This window comes from Spirillospora sp. NPDC047279 (assembly GCF_040643285.1).
Lineage (GTDB): Bacteria > Actinomycetota > Actinomycetes > Streptosporangiales > Streptosporangiaceae > Spirillospora.
Genome location: NZ_JBEYUA010000007.1, coordinates 99,983 through 115,227, shown reverse-complemented (window position 1 = coordinate 115,227; position 15,245 = coordinate 99,983). Strand labels below are relative to the sequence as shown.

At 72.9% G+C, this 15,245-nt stretch carries 18 protein-coding genes; 9 read left to right on the top strand and 9 right to left on the bottom strand.

Annotated features, from left to right (window positions below):
* Positions 1 to 13: 13 nt before the first annotated feature.
* Positions 14 to 826, bottom strand: a complete 813-nt coding sequence (locus ABZ810_RS19290) for a PhzF family phenazine biosynthesis isomerase (RefSeq protein WP_358404663.1) — start codon at positions 824 to 826, stop codon at positions 14 to 16.
* A gap of 120 nt (positions 827 to 946) precedes the next feature.
* Positions 947 to 1,090: a hypothetical protein gene (locus ABZ810_RS19285; protein WP_358404662.1), complete on the bottom strand. Its 144-nt coding sequence runs from the start codon at positions 1,088 to 1,090 to the stop codon at positions 947 to 949.
* A 316-nt stretch (positions 1,091 to 1,406) separates the two neighbouring features.
* On the opposite strand from ABZ810_RS19285, the gene ABZ810_RS19280 reads away from it, so the two are divergent.
* Complete coding sequence (locus ABZ810_RS19280; protein WP_358404661.1) at positions 1,407 to 2,069, top strand: LON peptidase substrate-binding domain-containing protein; 663 nt, start codon at positions 1,407 to 1,409, stop codon at positions 2,067 to 2,069.
* A 41-nt stretch (positions 2,070 to 2,110) separates the two neighbouring features.
* Positions 2,111 to 2,626: a Cys-tRNA(Pro) deacylase gene (ybaK, locus tag ABZ810_RS19275; RefSeq protein WP_358404659.1), complete on the top strand. Its 516-nt coding sequence runs from the start codon at positions 2,111 to 2,113 to the stop codon at positions 2,624 to 2,626.
* Here the strand turns inward: ybaK and ABZ810_RS19270 are convergent.
* Positions 2,510 to 3,112: a hypothetical protein gene (locus ABZ810_RS19270; RefSeq protein ID WP_358404657.1), complete on the bottom strand. Its 603-nt coding sequence runs from the start codon at positions 3,110 to 3,112 to the stop codon at positions 2,510 to 2,512. The two genes, ybaK and ABZ810_RS19270, sit on opposite strands and share 117 nt — an antisense overlap.
* Positions 3,113 to 3,242: 130 nt before the next feature.
* On the opposite strand from ABZ810_RS19270, the gene ABZ810_RS19265 reads away from it, so the two are divergent.
* A complete protein-coding gene (locus ABZ810_RS19265) occupies positions 3,243 to 3,941 on the top strand; it encodes a DUF6882 domain-containing protein (RefSeq protein ID WP_358404655.1) in 699 nt (232 codons plus the stop codon).
* Between the two features lie 90 nt (positions 3,942 to 4,031).
* A complete protein-coding gene (locus ABZ810_RS19260; protein WP_358404653.1) occupies positions 4,032 to 5,486 on the top strand; it encodes an SDR family oxidoreductase in 1,455 nt (484 codons plus the stop codon).
* 286 nt (positions 5,487 to 5,772) lie between these two features.
* On the opposite strand, the gene ABZ810_RS19255 is transcribed toward ABZ810_RS19260, so the two are convergent.
* Together ABZ810_RS19255 and ABZ810_RS19250 are read right to left on the bottom strand one after the other, a co-directional pair.
* Complete coding sequence (locus ABZ810_RS19255; RefSeq protein ID WP_358404651.1) at positions 5,773 to 7,590, bottom strand: FAD-dependent oxidoreductase; 1,818 nt, start codon at positions 7,588 to 7,590, stop codon at positions 5,773 to 5,775.
* Between the two features lie 47 nt (positions 7,591 to 7,637).
* Entirely contained in the window at positions 7,638 to 8,711 is a 1,074-nt protein-coding gene (locus ABZ810_RS19250) for a hypothetical protein (RefSeq protein ID WP_358404649.1), read from the bottom strand.
* Positions 8,712 to 8,840: 129 nt separating this feature from the next.
* Here ABZ810_RS19250 and ABZ810_RS19245 point away from each other — a divergent pair, with 129 nt between their 5' ends.
* Positions 8,841 to 9,476 (top strand): TetR/AcrR family transcriptional regulator, encoded by a 636-nt coding sequence (locus ABZ810_RS19245; protein ID WP_358404646.1) that lies wholly within the window; start codon positions 8,841 to 8,843, stop codon positions 9,474 to 9,476.
* A 61-nt stretch (positions 9,477 to 9,537) separates the two neighbouring features.
* Here the strand turns inward: ABZ810_RS19245 and ABZ810_RS19240 are convergent, their stop codons facing one another.
* Entirely contained in the window at positions 9,538 to 10,542 is a 1,005-nt protein-coding gene (locus ABZ810_RS19240) for an oxygenase MpaB family protein (RefSeq protein WP_358404644.1), read from the bottom strand.
* A gap of 110 nt (positions 10,543 to 10,652) precedes the next feature.
* On the opposite strand from ABZ810_RS19240, the gene ABZ810_RS19235 reads away from it, so the two are divergent.
* The 3 genes from ABZ810_RS19235 (at position 10,653) to ABZ810_RS19225 (ending at position 12,948) form a co-directional block, all read left to right on the top strand.
* A complete protein-coding gene (locus ABZ810_RS19235) occupies positions 10,653 to 11,294 on the top strand; it encodes a TetR/AcrR family transcriptional regulator (protein WP_358404641.1) in 642 nt (213 codons plus the stop codon).
* A 109-nt stretch (positions 11,295 to 11,403) separates the two neighbouring features.
* Positions 11,404 to 12,534: a serine hydrolase domain-containing protein gene (locus tag ABZ810_RS19230; RefSeq protein WP_358404639.1), complete on the top strand. Its 1,131-nt coding sequence runs from the start codon at positions 11,404 to 11,406 to the stop codon at positions 12,532 to 12,534.
* Positions 12,535 to 12,645: 111 nt separating this feature from the next.
* Positions 12,646 to 12,948, top strand: coding sequence for a hypothetical protein (locus ABZ810_RS19225; RefSeq protein ID WP_358404637.1), 303 nt, complete (start codon positions 12,646 to 12,648; stop codon positions 12,946 to 12,948).
* Here the strand turns inward: ABZ810_RS19225 and ABZ810_RS19220 are convergent.
* Positions 12,917 to 13,567, bottom strand: coding sequence for a helix-turn-helix domain-containing protein (locus ABZ810_RS19220; protein ID WP_358404636.1), 651 nt, complete (start codon positions 13,565 to 13,567; stop codon positions 12,917 to 12,919). The genes ABZ810_RS19225 and ABZ810_RS19220 overlap by 32 nt on opposite strands.
* A 49-nt stretch (positions 13,568 to 13,616) precedes the next feature.
* On the opposite strand from ABZ810_RS19220, the gene ABZ810_RS19215 reads away from it, so the two are divergent.
* A complete protein-coding gene (locus tag ABZ810_RS19215; protein ID WP_358404634.1) occupies positions 13,617 to 14,093 on the top strand; it encodes a VOC family protein in 477 nt (158 codons plus the stop codon).
* A 111-nt stretch (positions 14,094 to 14,204) separates the two neighbouring features.
* On the opposite strand, the gene ABZ810_RS19210 is transcribed toward ABZ810_RS19215, so the two are convergent.
* Entirely contained in the window at positions 14,205 to 14,603 is a 399-nt protein-coding gene (locus ABZ810_RS19210; RefSeq protein ID WP_358404633.1) for a LuxR C-terminal-related transcriptional regulator, read from the bottom strand.
* A gap of 15 nt (positions 14,604 to 14,618) precedes the next feature.
* Positions 14,619 to 15,110 carry a LuxR C-terminal-related transcriptional regulator gene (locus ABZ810_RS19205; RefSeq protein WP_358404631.1) on the bottom strand — a complete coding sequence of 164 codons (492 nt, stop codon included), beginning with the start codon at positions 15,108 to 15,110 and terminating at the stop codon, positions 14,619 to 14,621.
* Positions 15,111 to 15,245 lie beyond the last annotated feature (135 nt).

The following is a 15,245-nucleotide window of genomic DNA, read 5'->3' as shown; positions in this document are numbered from 1 at the left end:
CCATGATCGGCGTTCAGGCGCGGAACTCGCCGTCCAGCACGGTGACCGCCCGGCCGGCGAGCTCGACCCGGCCGTCCCGGAGCGTGACGCCGACCAGCCCGCCGCGGGCGGACGCCTGGAAGCCCACCAGCTCGGTGCGGCCGAACCGCTCGCCCCAGTAAGGGCCGAGCGCGCAGTGGGCCGAGCCGGTCACCGGGTCCTCGCCGTCGCCGAGCAGCACCGCGCCGCCGAAGAAGCGGGAGACGAACTGGTACTCCCGGCCCTCGTCGGCGACCGCCGTGACGATCACACCGCGGGCGTCGACGCGGGCCAGGACGTCGATGTCGGGCGCGAGCTTGCGCACCGCCTCCTCGTCGGCGACCTGCACCAGCAGGTCGTTCTGGGAGTTGCGGCCCACCCAGAACGGCGTGGTGCCGAGCGCGTCGCCCAGGTCGTCCGGCGGCTCGATCTCGGCCGGCGGGCAGGCCGGGAAGTCCATGAGCAGCCCGCCGTCGTCCGCGCGGGTCACGGTCAGGACGCCGGAACGCAGCGTCTGGAACCGGATCGGCCGCCCCGCCGGGGCCACCCCGGTCTCGAACAGGGCGTGCGCGCTCGCCAGGGTGGCGTGGCCGCACAGGGCGACCTCGACCAGCGGGGTGAACCAGCGCAGTTCGAAATCGGCGTCGGGCGCCTTGATCGGGCGGACGAACGCGGTCTCGGAGTGTTTCATCTCGGCCGCGACCCGCTGCATCCAGGCGGGGTCGGCGGGCCGGTCGAGCAGGCAGACCCCCGCCGGGTTCCCGGCGAAGGGATGGTCGGTGAAGGCGTCCACGACGAGCATGCGCATGCCTTCGACGCTATCCGGCAGTCCTGGGCGGGCCAACGGCCAATACGCCGGGATTGGCCTGCTGAGGGGCCCGCGGGCCGGTCGGAGCCGGTCGATCCCGCGGGCCCCGCGGGCGTCCGGTCAGACGCCGCCGGTGATCCGGCTGAAGGACGGCAGGTCCTCGCGCGGAAGGGCGGGCGGTTCGGAGAAGCGGGCGTCCCAGCGGCGTGGGCAGGCGACGATCCAGCCGACGACGAAGCCCACGACCAGGCTCGCGACGGACATGAAGAAGAGATTGAGCCACATTCGGCGGTCTCCAAAATCCTTTCCGGAAGGCGCACCTCCCGGGGGTGAACCGACGCTAGCGGCGCACGGTGATCGACGTGCCGCGGTCGGTGACATCTGATCCGTCGTGACCAGGCCCCATGCCCCGTTCGGGTGGCCCGCCGCACCGCCCGCCACCGGACACCGGGGACACCTCGCGCCCAGGCCGCTTCAGACTGTGATAAATCCGGCACATCGAGATCGTTGAAAGTGGAAGTAGCCTGGCGCCGAGGGCGAATCCTCCGTGGCGCCCCCCGAAGCGAGTCTGGGGGAAACCGTGATCGAACGGCTCCCGCTGTTCCCGTTGGGCACAGTGCTCTACCCGGGTCTGGTCCTGCCCCTGCACCTGTTCGAGGACCGCTACCGGATGCTGGTGCGCGACCTCCTCGACCGCCCGGAGCCGCGCCGCTTCGGGATCGTCGGCATCGAGCTGGGCCACGAGGTCGGCGCGGACTCGGCGCGGCGCCTGGCCGAGGTGGGCTGCGTGGCCGAGCTGCACACCGTGACCCCGCACGAGGACGGCCGCTTCGACATCGTGACGGTGGGCGGGCGCCGCTTCCGCCTCAAGGAGCTGGACCGCTCCCGGCCCTATCTGCGGGGCGAGGTCGAGTTCCTGCCCGAGGAGGCGGGCACCGACCCCGAGCCGGTGGCGCACCGCGTCCGCCTGCTGTTCCAGATGTACCGGCACCGCCTGTCCGCCGCGGGCGCGGAGGTGGCCGAGCCGCTCGAACTGCCGATGGACCCCGTCCGGCTGTCCTACCTCATCGCCGCCGCGGTGGTCCTGGACGGCCACGAGAAGCAGCGGCTGCTGCAGGCCGAGGACGCCGCGGTCCGGCTGGGCATGGAGCGCGACCTGCTCCACCGCGAGAACCGCCTGCTGGAGATGCTCCCCACCGTGCCCGCCGGGCAGTTCCTCGACGGTTCGTTCAACCCGAACTAAAGGGGCTGCGCGGGCAAGATCGCTGTGGGCAGACTGGCGGGATGAGCTCAGCGAAGGCCAAGGGCGCGAGCAAGAGCGGCGGCAAGGGCACGCCCGCGACGGTGGCGGCGGCCAAGGCGAAGATCGATTTCAGCCTGCACACGTACGAGGTGGCGCCGGACTCCGGCGCCTCGTACGGGGAGGCGGCGGCCGACGCCCTGGGCGTCCCGCACGGGCGGCTGTTCAAGACCCTGGTGGCCGAGGTCGACGGCGCGCTCATCGTCGGCGTCGTGCCCGTCTCGGCCGGCCTCGACCTCAAGGCTCTGGCCGCCGCGGCGGGCGGCAAGAAGGCGCGGCTGGCCGACCCGGCGGACGCCGAGCGCGCCACCGGCTACGTGGTGGGCGGCATCAGCCCGCTGGGGCAGCGCAAGCGGCTGCCGACCGTGATCGACGAGAGCGTGTCAGGGTTCGCGACGGTCTACGTCTCCGCCGGCCGGCGCGGCCTCCAGATCGAGCTTCCCCCCGGCGACCTCGTCCGGCTCACCGGCGCCCGGCTCGCCGCGATCGCCCGCGGGTAGCCGCTTGACGATCAGCTCCAGGACCCCGTACGTGCCGACGGCCAGGATCGGCCAGACCGTGACCAGGCCGGTGGCCCGCAGCTCGGCGACCCCGGTGACGGTGGCGCCGTCCTTGGCCCGGCGCACCGCGGCCTCGTAGTCGGAGAGGCCGATCTGGTGGCCCACCTTCATCGCGATCACCGCCGCGACGATCCCGCCGGCGGCCAGTCCCAGGATCAGCGGCACGTCGTTGCCGCGCCCGCCCCGGAGATAGGCCAGGCCGCCGCAGGCGATCGCGGCCACCGCGACGATCAGCGTGTAGCGGCCGTCGACGCCGATCGGCCCCTGGCCCTCGGGGTCGGCGAACACCGGCTCACCCTGGACGACCACGAATTCGACGGCCGGCGCGACCGCCGCCCACAGCAGGCCGGCGAACGGACCGAGGACCGTCACCAGCACGGTGGTGACCCACCAGGTCCGGAAGGCCTTCCCGGTCGGTCCCCGCACCTCGTACGCTCCTCTGTGAACCTGTCCTCTGTCAGCGAAAGCCTAGCCGCCCCAGGTCAGCTGATCGACTACCGCCTGGTGTCCGATTCCCGCCCGCGAACCACTCTCTCCCTGGGATAATGTCCCCGATATGTCCGGATTCAGTCCAGCGTTCGAACGCCTCGGCGCCGCCCTCGCCGCGGTCGTCCTGCAGCAGCAGGAGACCCTCGCGGAGTTCCTGCCGCGCGAGGACTGGAGCGCTGACCTGACCGCGCGCACGTACTCCAGCGGCGGTGTGACCGTGCAGGTGTCCCTGCTCGGCAGCTACGCCGCGCGCGAGCGCACCTGGCTGTGGGGCTGGGCCAACCCGCAGTTCGGCGACGACCACCCCGCGGTCCGGCCGACCCTGGACATCCGCGCGCTGGGCGAGCGCCTGGGCATCCCCGAGTTCACCACCCCCGAGATCGACCTCAGCTGGTACGAGGGCCCCGCGGGGCACGGCGGCGAGCTGATCGCGATGGCCGCCGGCGGCGTCCTCGGCGGCGGGGGCTACATCGGCGCGGGCTACGACGGCGGCTCGGCCTACCTGCACGTCGACGACCCGCAGGCCCCGCCGGCCCTCTGGGACCCCGTCCCGGTCCCCCGGCTGCTGACCAACGCCGTCAGCCTGTTCCCGCGCGAGCCCCGGCTCACCCTGGCCCGGCTCCTCAGCCATCACAAGATCGCCTACCGCGAGACCGACGGCGAGACCGAGGTCCTGCTGCCCGGCGGCGCCCGGGCCCACGCCAACTTCGACGGCCTGGGCCGCTTCGTCCACTGGAACGCCGAGCTCAGCCCCGCGAGCCTGTGACCCCGGGCTGATCGTCCCCGGTCCCCGCTGATCACCAGGGCGATTCGCCACGGTGCGGCGTGAAGTGCTCACGCTGGGTATGAACGGATCATGCGCTGTCTCGTCACCGGGGCCACCGGCTACATCGGCGGCCGCCTCGTCCCCGAACTGCTCGACGCGGGCCACGAGGTCCGCTGCATGGCACGCCGCCCCGACCGGCTCCAGGCGTACCCGTGGGCGGACCGGGTGGAGATCGTCGAGGCCGACGTGCTGGATCCGGACGCCCTGCGCACGGCCCTGGACGGCGTCGAGGTCGCCTACTACCTGATCCACGCGATGGGCAAGGGCGGCGACTTCGCCTCCCGGGACCGGCGGGCGGCACGTTCGTTCGCCGGGGTCGCCGAGGAGACGGGCGTGGGCCGCATCGTCTTCCTGGGCGGTCTGTACTCGGGCGGGCAGGTGTCGCCGCATCTGCGGTCGCGGGCGGAGGTCGGCGAGATCCTGCTCGCCTCGGGCGTGCCGACCGCGGTGTTGCGGGCCGCCGTCGTGCTCGGCTCGGGCTCGGCGTCGTTCGAGATGTTGCGCTACCTGACCGAACGGCTCCCGGCCATGGTCACGCCGAAGTGGGTGGACTCCCGCATCCAGCCCATCGCGATCCGGGACGTGCTGCGCTACCTGGTCGGCGCCGCGGAGCTGCCGCCGGAGGTGAACCGCGCGTTCGACATCGGCGGGCCGGACGTGCTCACCTACCGGCAGATGATGGGCCGGTACGCGGCGGTCGCGGGGTTGTCGCCCCGGGTGATCGTGCCGGTGCCGGTCCTGTCGCCGAAACTGTCGAGCCTGTGGGTCGGCCTGATCACCCCGGTTCCCAGCGGCATCGCCCGGCCCCTGGTGGAGTCGCTCACCAGCGAGGTCGTCTGCCGCGAGCACGACATCGCGGCGTACGTGCCCGACCCGCCGAACGGCCTGATCGGCTTCGACGAGGCGGTGCGGCTCGCGCTGAAGCGCATCCGCGAGGCCGACGTGGCGACCCGCTGGAGCTCGGCGTCCACACCGGGCGCGCCGAGCGACCCGCTGCCCACCGACCCCGACTGGGCGGGCGGCAGCCTCTACACCGACGAGCGGACCCGCGCGACCGGCGCGGCGCCCGAGGCGGTCTGGAAGGTCGTCGAGGGCATCGGCGGCGACAACGGCTGGTACTCGCTGCCGGTGGCGTGGCGGCTGCGCGGCCTGGCCGACCGCCTGGTGGGCGGGGTCGGCCTGCGCCGGGGCCGGCGCGACCCCGGCCGGCTGCGCATCGGGGACGCGCTGGACTTCTGGCGGGTGGAGGCCATCGAACCCGGGCGGCTGCTGCGGCTGCGCGCCGAGATGTTGCTGCCGGGCCTGGCCTGGCTGGAACTGCGGGTGCGGCCGGACGAGAACGGCGGCACCGTGTACGAGCAGCGCGCGATCTTCCATCCGCACGGGCTGCCCGGCCAGCTGTACTGGTGGGCGATCTACCCGTTCCACGGGATCATCTTCGGCGGCATGCCGCGCAACATCACCCGCCGCGCCGAACGGAACTGAGCGGCGCCTTCCTACGATGGCCGCAGGCCGTCGACGGAACTGGGATCGGTCATCGAGCGGGTCGGCCACTGGGGCGTCCCGGACAAGTACGCCGGGCCCGGCCGTTCGGCGACAGGGAGTCCGCCGAGGCCTACGCGAGGACATACGCCGGGCGGGTGGAGCTCGAACCCCATCTGTCCGGGCCGGGCGGCACGCCTGGATGGGCGTGACCCACCTGGACCTGCGGTGAGCCGGCCGCGGGAGCGGGGACGGGGCCAGGGCCCCGCTCCCGCGGCCGGGAGCGGGATCAGAAGGTGTCGAGGATGTGGCGCTGGCCCGCCCTGTAACGGTCGGCGTCCAGGCGCTTGAGGCCGTCGAGCTCGGGCGGCTGGTAGAGCGTCCACATCTGGACGGGGGACGCGGTGGAGCCGGCGGCGTCGAGGAGGGCGTTCGCCGCGGCGCGGCCCGACTCGTTGGCGCCCTCCATGGTGGCCAGGTCCATGTTGGTCCGCACGTAGTCCCCGGCCAGGAACAGGTTGGGGACCTTCGTCCGGGTGGCGGGCCGGTCGGCCCAGCTCCCGACCGTGTTGACCATGAGGGGTTCGTGGTTGGCGTTGCGGCGGGCGGCCGGGTCCCAGGCGATGGCCGGGTCGAGGAACCACGAGTGCAGGACGTCGTCGGGCAGGACGGACCGGCCCGTGTCCTCCATGTGGTCCTTCATCTGGGCCCAGGCCTCCTCGGCGACCTGGGCGGGCGTGCACTCCTTGGCGGGCTTGCGGTAGACGATGCCGGGGCTGTCCCAGTCGGAGATGTCCAGGGAGAGGCAGTCGGCCACCGCGCCGTCGCCGTAGTCGCGCGTGAAGTCGCGGTCCCAGAGTTTGCTCTGGACGACGGCCGTGATCTGCCAGGGCGAGTCCATGAAGCTGATCTCCTGGGCGAGCCCGGCCGGGGTGCGCCGGAGGAAGAACTGCAGGCCGTTCATCCACTCGGTGCGCAGGTTCTTCAGCCGGGTGAAGGCCGGGTCGAGGGTGGCGAGCGGCGCCAGCAGGGGCCCGGCGCGTTCGACCGGGACCGCGCTGACGAACCAGTCGGCCTCGACGCGGCGGCGCGTGCCCGAGGCGTCGGTGACGACCACGGCGGTGACGCTCCCGGAGGACGTCTCCAGCGACTCGACGGTCTGGCCGACCGCGAACCGCACGCCGAGGCTCTTCAGGAGCGTCACCCAGGGGTCGATCCAGGCCTCGTTCGTCGGGGCGTTCAGCATCCTGGCCAGCCCGCCGTCGGTGCCCAGCCCGATGCCCGACAGCAGGAACGCCTGGCCCATCGACCCGACGGTCTTGGTGCTGGCGACCTCCTCCTTGACGGCGACCAGGCCGCGGGTGAGGAAGCGGGCGACGATGGCCTGGTAGTCGCGCGACTTGCCCTCGGCGCGCACGTACTCCCACCACGGGAGGTTCTCCCACTGGCCGAGGCGGCGCTCGTCGCTGCTGGTGACGTAGACCAGGAAGCGGTTGACGAACAGCAGGAGCTCGTCCGGCGGCAGCGCCGCGACCTGCTGGACGAGCCCGGTGATCGTCTCGCGGATCAGGTCGAGGTCGAGGCCGCCGCCGGGCGCGGTGAACTCGGGGACGATGATGTCGGCGCGGCCGCCGTTGCGGGACACGCGGGTCGAGGTGAGGTCGATCATGTTGTCGTGCACGCCGTTGGCGTTGCCCGCGACCGGGATGCGCCGCATCGTGTCCGGCACGTGCCGGTAGAAGCCGGGGAAGAAGCGGAACCCGTGCTCGCCGGGCAGGTCGCGCCGCCCGCCCGCCCCGGTGCCGGGCACGGGCATGCTGCGGGCCTTGCCGCCCAGCGCCTTACGTTCGATGACGGTGACGGTGAAGCCGCGTTCGGCCAGCTCGTGCGCGACGGTCAGGCCGGACATGCCGCCGCCGAGCACGACGACGTTCCGCTTCGCGGCGGCGAGGGCGGGACGGGCGGCGGCGGGCAGCAGGAGGGCCGCGCCGGTGCCGGCGAGGACCGCGCGGCGCGAGACCGCCGGTCCCGGAGCGGTGGGGCGGCCGTCACGCGCCCCGCCGCCGGGAGCGGCCGGGCCGCTGGAGGGGGTGTCCTTGGGGGTCATGGAGCCGTTCTCCTCGGAGGTGGGACTCGGGGTGGGGGCCGAGCGGGTCAGGAGCGCGGCAGGCGCGACGGCAGGGTCCGGATGTGCTCGATCAGGCCGAGCGATCCGGGCACGGTCCGGCCCAGCGACTCGGGCAGGGCGAGCAGGCCGACGTCGAGGATGAACGGGTCGACGACGTGGAAGCTCGTCCGGACGCCGGGCCGCTTGCCGATGAGGCCCTGCGGGGTCGCCAGCAGCGAGGAGTCGCACCACAGGCTCGTCTTGTCGGGGTACGAGAACAGCCCGGAGACCCGCCAGTCCGACAGCTTGATGTTGGTCATGCAGCCGTAGGTCTCCTTGCGGGTGACCCGGCCGACGACGCCCTGCCAGGTCCCGTCGCCCTTCACCACGCCGCCGAGCAGGGTGGCCGAGCCGTCCGGCTCGTGCGACACGCCCCATTCCCAGCCCGAGTAGCGCTGGTCGATGACGTTGAAGTTGCCCCAGTTGTGGTCGTGGTAGCCGCGCCAGCCGTCGATGCTGATGCGCTCCCTGGCGCCCGGCGGGCGCAGCCAGCCGCGGGCCTTGCTGGTGGCGACGGGCGAGCTCCAGTACATCGTCTGGCCGCCGTCGTACTTGATCGGGCCGCCGGTCACGCCGGGCAGCGCGTCGTCGAACCAGATGTCGGCCTCGGCCCACAGGCCGTGCCAGCGCAGGTGGTAGGTCTGCCGCGCGCTGTCCCAGACCAGGCTGCCCGCGCTGCTGCTGACGTCCGGGCCGGGCTTGGCGGTCACCGCCAGGACCGGCTCCGGCAGGACCATCTTGTCGCCCTCCTCCGGGTACCAGAAGATCAGCGCGGTCGGGATCGGCGCGGTGAACAACATCGCGATGAACGTGCGCTCGGTCTTGGGGTCGATGACGTGGGCGTACCACCACTCGGTGGCGGAACCGGGGTGCGGGCCGTCGTCGGCGGGCTCGGCGAGCTTGCCGGGCACCTGGGTGAGGTCGACGGCCTTGATGTCGGTCGGCGGGATGGGCAGATCGTCGGCGGACGCCGTCCGCGGGGCGGCGAGGGTGGTGATGACGGTGGCCGTGAGCACGGCGAGCGACAGGGCGCCGCGCCGGATGGTGCTGCGACGGATCACGTGACCTCCTCGGGTCGGAAGACCCCCGATTCACCGGCTGCCGTCGAGCCGTGCGCCTGAGTCTGAGACGCATCGGACACACTGTCAACACACTGTCCGAATTCGATTCGGTGCGGGTACGCTGCCGTCATGGCTTCCACCACGCGGTCGCGCGGCAAGGTCAGGGAACGCCGCGAGGACGTCGCGCGGCGGGTGCTGGCGGCGGTCGAGGAGATGATGGCCGACGGCACCCCGTACACCGAGCTGGCCGTCCAGCGCATCGCGGAACGGGCGAACGTCGCGCGCTCGACCTTCTACCTGCACTTCCCCGACAAGAGCCGGCTTCTGCTGGCGCTCGCCGAGCAGGCGGTGGACGCGCTTTTCGGCGTCGCCGTCAACTGGTGGCGGGAGGACCACTCCGGCGGGCGCGCGGGCGTGGAGCGCGCCATGAGCGAGATGATCGCCGCGTACCGCGCCCACCGCCGCACGCTGCTCGCCATCTCCGAGGTCGCGGCCTACGATCCGGACGTCGCCGACTACTGGCGCGGCCGGATGCGCGGCTTCGTCGAGGTCGTGCAGGAACGCCTCGACACCGAGCGGGACGCGGGCACCGTCGAGCCCGGGATGGACACGCCGACCACCGCGCAGCTGCTCACCTGGATGGTCGAGCGCACCATCGCGGCCCACTGCCGTCTGGACGAAGGGGCGGGCGACGAGCAGATGGCGCACACCCTCGCCCGGTCCATCTGGCTGACGATCTACGGCGTGGAGCGTCCCGCCTCGTGACGAGCCGCGGCGCGGGGAACCGGGCCGGCCGACCGGCGCGTTGGACGGCCGGCCCGGTGGCTCAGGCGAGCGCCTCGACCTCTTCGCGGGTGCGGACGGGGTCGGGCGCGGTCGGGGCGGTCGAGGCGACCGGAGCCCGGGTGCCGCCGGCGACCCTGGCCCGCGCCTGGCGGAACTCCTTGATCGGCCCCGTTCCGTCGTGCACCGCGTTGAGCGCGAACCACAACGCGGAACGGCGAAACCGCAGCACGGCCTGGTTGGGCGGCCGGTAGAGGCAGAGCTTGGCCGCCCACTCGGGCAGCATGTCGCGCGCCGCCCAGTCGAAGTAGGCGCTGCCGGGCTCCCACGGCTTGACGCCGTTGCCCTTGAGGTTGGGCCCGGTCGCGTACGCCTTGATCGGGGTGAGCGCGAGCTTCGGCAGGTACGACTCGAGGCAGTCGGCGACCTCGCCCTTGGTGGCGGGCAGGTCGGTGCCGCCGAGCGCCTCCCCCACCCGGACGAACTCGCGGTAGTAGCGCTCCAGGTCGTCGCCGCGCAGCGGCTTGCGGTGGTAACGCTCGTGCGCGGTCGCCAGGCCCCACACGACGGTGGCGTAGTTCCAGCGCAGCCACTCCGGATCGTCGGCGTCGTAGGCCAGGCCGTCGGGGCGGGTGCCCTTGACGGTGTGGTGCATGGCCCGGACCGTGCGGGCGAGCTTCTCGGCCGTCTCGGTCGAGCCGTAGGCGGTGCCGATGAAGAACGAGACGGAGTGGGCCAGGCGCACCGCCGCGCCCTCGGGGTCGACGTTGCCGGTGGGCACGCCGTTCTCGTCGCGTTCGGCCAGCCGCGTGTGGTCGTAGCCCATCCAGCTGATGCTGGGGTCGAGCCCCTCGATGTAGGCGGCGCCCACCAGGCCCATGACCAGGCAGGGAAGGTGCGAGTGCACGTACCAGACGGCGCTGTCCGGGCCGAACCAGCCCGGGTCGCCTTCGGGACCGGCGAAGTCCAGGCCGCGGAAGAACTTCGAACGGATGTCGGCGTCGAAGGACCGCTCGAAGCGCGCGGCCAGCGGGTTGAGGGTCGGCATCCGGACTCCCGGGGATTTTATGGATACGGCTGTAGCCAGAATAGGCATCTGGCTACAGCCGTGTCCAGAAGTCTGGGTACATCTGTGCCCAGAATTGGTATCGTGGCGGCATGGCGCCGGATCAGGCCTCCACGGGCACACGGTGGGCGGGGGTCCCGGTGGCCCGCCGCAAGGACGAGCGGCGCGACATGCTCATCGAGGCCGCGTTCGCCCTGTTCGGCGCCGACGGTGAGTCGGCGCTGTCGGTGCGCGCGGTCTGCCGCGAGGCCGGGCTGCACACCCGCTACTTCTACGAGAACTTCGCCGACACCTCCGAACTGCTCGCCGACCTCTACGACCGCCAGGCCGCCGAGCTCGGCGAGGCGCTCTTCCAGGCGCTGGACGAGGCCGGGCCCGATCCCGAACGCCGCACGCGCGCCGGCATCCGCAGCGTCCTGCGCCACATCAGCGACGACCCGCGCCGCGGCAGCGTCCTGTTCGCCGAGGTCGCCGGCAACGAGGTGCTCGCCGCGCGCCGCAAGGCCGCCGAGACCGCCATGCTCGAGGGCATCATCGCGATGGCCAGCCTGAAGGAGCCGCCGCTCCCCCTCGTCGTCGCCGCCACGATGTTCACCGGCGCGATGAACGAGCTCGCCCGCCAGTGGTGCGACGGCCGGCTCGGCACCGACCTGGACGCCGTCGTCGACGCCGCGGTCGCCTACTCGCTCTCCCTGCTCGCGACCGCCAACCGGCTCCGCCCCCAGGCCCGCTGACCCGCTGACCAGCCGCCGGGACGCGGCCGCCGCGCCGATGAGTTCCGGGCGCGGGACAAGTCAGGACCACCGAGAGCACGAACGCGGACGACGGACCGGGAGCCGGTGGATGAGCCTGCACGACCTTCTTCAGCCGTACGTGGACGACGGGACGTTCCCGGGCGCGGTGGGCCTGATCGCCCGCGGCGACCGGGTCGAGGCGGCCGCGGTCGGGACGACGGACACCGGCGGCGGGACGCCGATGTCCCGCGACACCATCGTCCGGATCGCCTCGATCACCAAGCCGATCGCCGCCGCGGCGGCCATGGTCCTGGTCGAGGACGGGCTGATGGCGCTGGACGACCCGGTGGAGCGCTGGCTGCCGGAACTGGCGGCGCCGGTCGTGCTCAGTACACCGGCGAGCCCGGTGGACGACGTCGTCCCGGCGGTCCGGCCGGTCACCGTGCGGCACCTGCTCACCTCGCGGGCAGGCTGGGGCTTCCCGTCCGACTTCACGCTGCCCGTCCTCCGGCTGACGGCCGAGGTCCAGAGGCACGTTCGCGACCCGCTGCTGGCGGGGCCGCCGGACGAGTGGATCGCGGCGCTGGCGCGCGTGCCCCTCCTGCACCAGCCGGGCGAGGGATGGTCGTACAACACCGCCTACGACATCCTCGGCGTGCTCCTCGCGCGCGTCTCGGAACGGCCCCTGCCCGCCCTGCTGGCCGAGCGGATCTTCGAGCCGCTCGGCATGGCGGACACGGGCTTCGCGGTGCCCGCGGCGAAGCTCGGCAGGTTCTGCGGCTACTACACCCGCACCGGCGGCGGCCTGGAGCTCACCGACGCCCCGGACGGGCAGTGGAGCGGCCTGCCCGCCTTCCCCTCCGCCGCGAGCGGTCTGGTCTCCACGGCCGACGACTGGCTCGCGTTCGCCCGGATGTTGCTCGCCGGCGGCAAGGGACTGCTGTCACCCGAGTCCGTGCGGCTGATGACGACCGACCACCTGACCGCACCACAGCGGGAGGCGGGGCGGCTGTACCTCGAAGGGCAGGGGTGGGGCTTCGGCGGATCGGTCGACGTCGCCGAGATCGACCCGTGGAACGTGCGCGGGCGGTACGGATGGGTCGGCGGAACGGGCACCTCGGCGCACATCCTCCCGTCCACCGGGACGACCGGCATCCTGCTGACCCAGCTGGCGGCCGACGACCCGACCCCGCCGGAGCACATGAGGGCGTTCTGGACCCGCACGGTCACCGGCGAATGAACCGGCGCCGGTTCCGGTCACGCCGGCCGCCGCCGTTCCGCGCCCGGCCGGCGCGGTCCTCCACCAGACTCGGACCTGCCGATCAAGGAGCCGACGAGGAGAGGGACCGGGATGATCGCCAGGACCTGGCGGGCGACCGCCGCGGACGCGGGGGCCTATCGCCGCCACTTCGAGGACACCGTGCTGCCCGCGCTCGGCGAGCTGGACGGCCACCGCGGCGCCTACCTGATGGAACGCGACGACCCGGCGGGCACCGTCGAGATCCAGGTCGTCACCCTGTGGGAGTCGATGGACGCCGTGCGCGCCTTCACCGGCCCCGACACCGACGGCGCCGTGGTCGAGCCCGCGGCCCGCGCCGCGCTGACCGGCTACGACACCACCGTCACGCACTACGAGGTCGTCCTGGCACCGTGAGGAGCCCGGCCAGGCTCGTGACGAGCCACCGTTCGTAGGCGTCGACGTCCCACCCGATCATCTGACGGGCCAGCAGGTAGGTCTCGGCGTGGACGAGCAGGGACGCCGTGTCGGTCAGCCACGCCAGGTCCCGGTCCGCCGGCAGCAACCCGTCGGCGGCCATCCGCTCCCAGAACATCCGGACGTTGGCCCGGGTCGCCTCGCGCCCGGCCTGCGCCGCCGCCGCGATCTCGGGCTCGATCGCCGCCGCCTCCAGCGCCACCGCCAGGATGTCGCCCGCCCTGCCCATCATCTCCCGGGACCCCCCGGCCATGGCCGCGACCCGCTCACCGGCGGACGGTGCCGTCCGGGCGACCTCGAACCACTCCCGCCCGGCGACGTCGACGGGCGCGGTGTCGCCGACCAGCGCGACGTCCACGGCGCGCTTGAGCAGCGCGGCCTTGGTTCCGAACCGCACGTAGACGGTCCGGGCGCCCACCCCGGCGTGGTCGGCGACCGCGGCCAGCGTCGTCGCCGCGTACCCCTGCCGCACGAACAGCTCGGTCGCGGCGGCCAGGATCTTCTCCTCGGTCTCGGCGACACGGGCCGCGCGCAGGTCTCTCTTGACGCGTTCGCTCATGCATTGCACTATAACTGCATCAATGCAGTGATACTGCAAGGAGGCAGCGATGATCCCTCGGCTGGACGGTGTGCACCACCTGAAACTCCCGGTGCGCGACCTGGCCCGCTCCATGGAGTGGTACCGGACGCGCCTGGGCTACGAGGTCGCGATGGAGTTCGTCGAGCAGGGCGTTCTCATGGGCGTCGCGATGACCCATCCGGCCGGCGGGCCCGCACTCGCCCTGCGCCTGGACCCCACCCGCGCCGAGGTGGCCGCGGGCTTCGACTACTTCTCGATCGGCGTCCCCGGCAAGGAGACCGTCGACGCCCTCGCCCAGCACCTCACCGACCTCGGCGAGACCCACGCCGGCGTGCACTTCGCCAGCATCGGCTGGATCCTGCCGGACCTGCACGACCCGGACGGCCACGAGGTCCGCTTCTACACGACCGAACGCCACACCGAGACTCCCCCGTCGCGGGTCGAGGACCCCCGCGAGACCGCGGAGCGGCGCGAACGCGAATACCTCGCCGCCGACCCCTCGTAGCCGCGCCCGCGCCCTACGGGAGCGGGCGCGACCGGAGGAACGGCCGGGTGCCCACGGCCATGCGCATGCGGGGGGTGCGCACGGCCGGGACACCCGGCCCGGGGCACGGGCTCAGCCGAGGACCTTGGCGATGGCCCGCGCGCGGTCGGTGACGTCGAGTTTCAGGAAGATCGCGTGCAGGTGGTTCTTCACGGTCGGCTCCGAGATGCGCAGCCGGCGCGCGATCTGCCGGTTGGACCGGCCGTCGACGAGGAGCTCGAGGACCTCCCGTTCGCGCGCCGTCAGGCGGTGGCGGCTCTCGGGCGGAAGCGTCTCCACGCCCCTGCCCTGCCGGGGAGCCCGCGGGGGCTCGAGCCGCCCGAGCGTGTGCATGGCCCGCTGGAGTTCGGTGAGGCTGCCGATCGCGCTGTCGATCAGCCGGTGCACGGCGTCGATCCGGTCGGGGGCGACCGGCCGCCCCCGTGCCGGCACGTCCGGCTCGGGGTCGCCGTCGGACCCGCGTTCGGTCATGACCACTGGCTCCCCTCAGTACGCGGAACGAAAACCGCGCGGCCGATCGAACCCGGGCGGCTCGTCCCCGTCCCGGGCGGCCGGCATGCCGCGGGCGCGCAGGACCCTGGAGATCGCCTGGGTGCGGTCGGCGACCTCGAGCTTCATGAAGATCGAGTGCAGATGGTTCTTGACGGTCAGCTCCGAGATGCCCAGGTGCCGGGCGAGTTCGCGGTTGGACATCCCGCGAGCCAGGGCCTCCACGACCTCCCTTTCCCGGACGGTGAGGCGTTCGAGACGGCGGCGGAACTCCTCGGCGTCCCGCGCGGCCCCGTCGGCGTGCGGCCGGGGCGGTGGCACGTCCCCGGAGTCGTCGTCGAGCAGCTCCACGAGTTCGCCGACCGCATGGGCGAGCTCGTGAAGCCGCGCGGCCGCGTCCTCGATGTAGTCCTTCATCAACGCGCGCGGCGGCATGACGCCGGTCACCAGGGAACCGATTTCGGGGACGTTGTCGTCATCCTGCTCCACGCACACTCCACTTGATCGTTCAGGGGCGAGACCAGCGGCCGGGGAAAGGGGCGGACGGCCGGTGCCGTGACACCGGCCCGCACCCGATTGCTTCCCGGGCGCCTGATACGGAATCCCCTGACCTGCGAGGTTGCG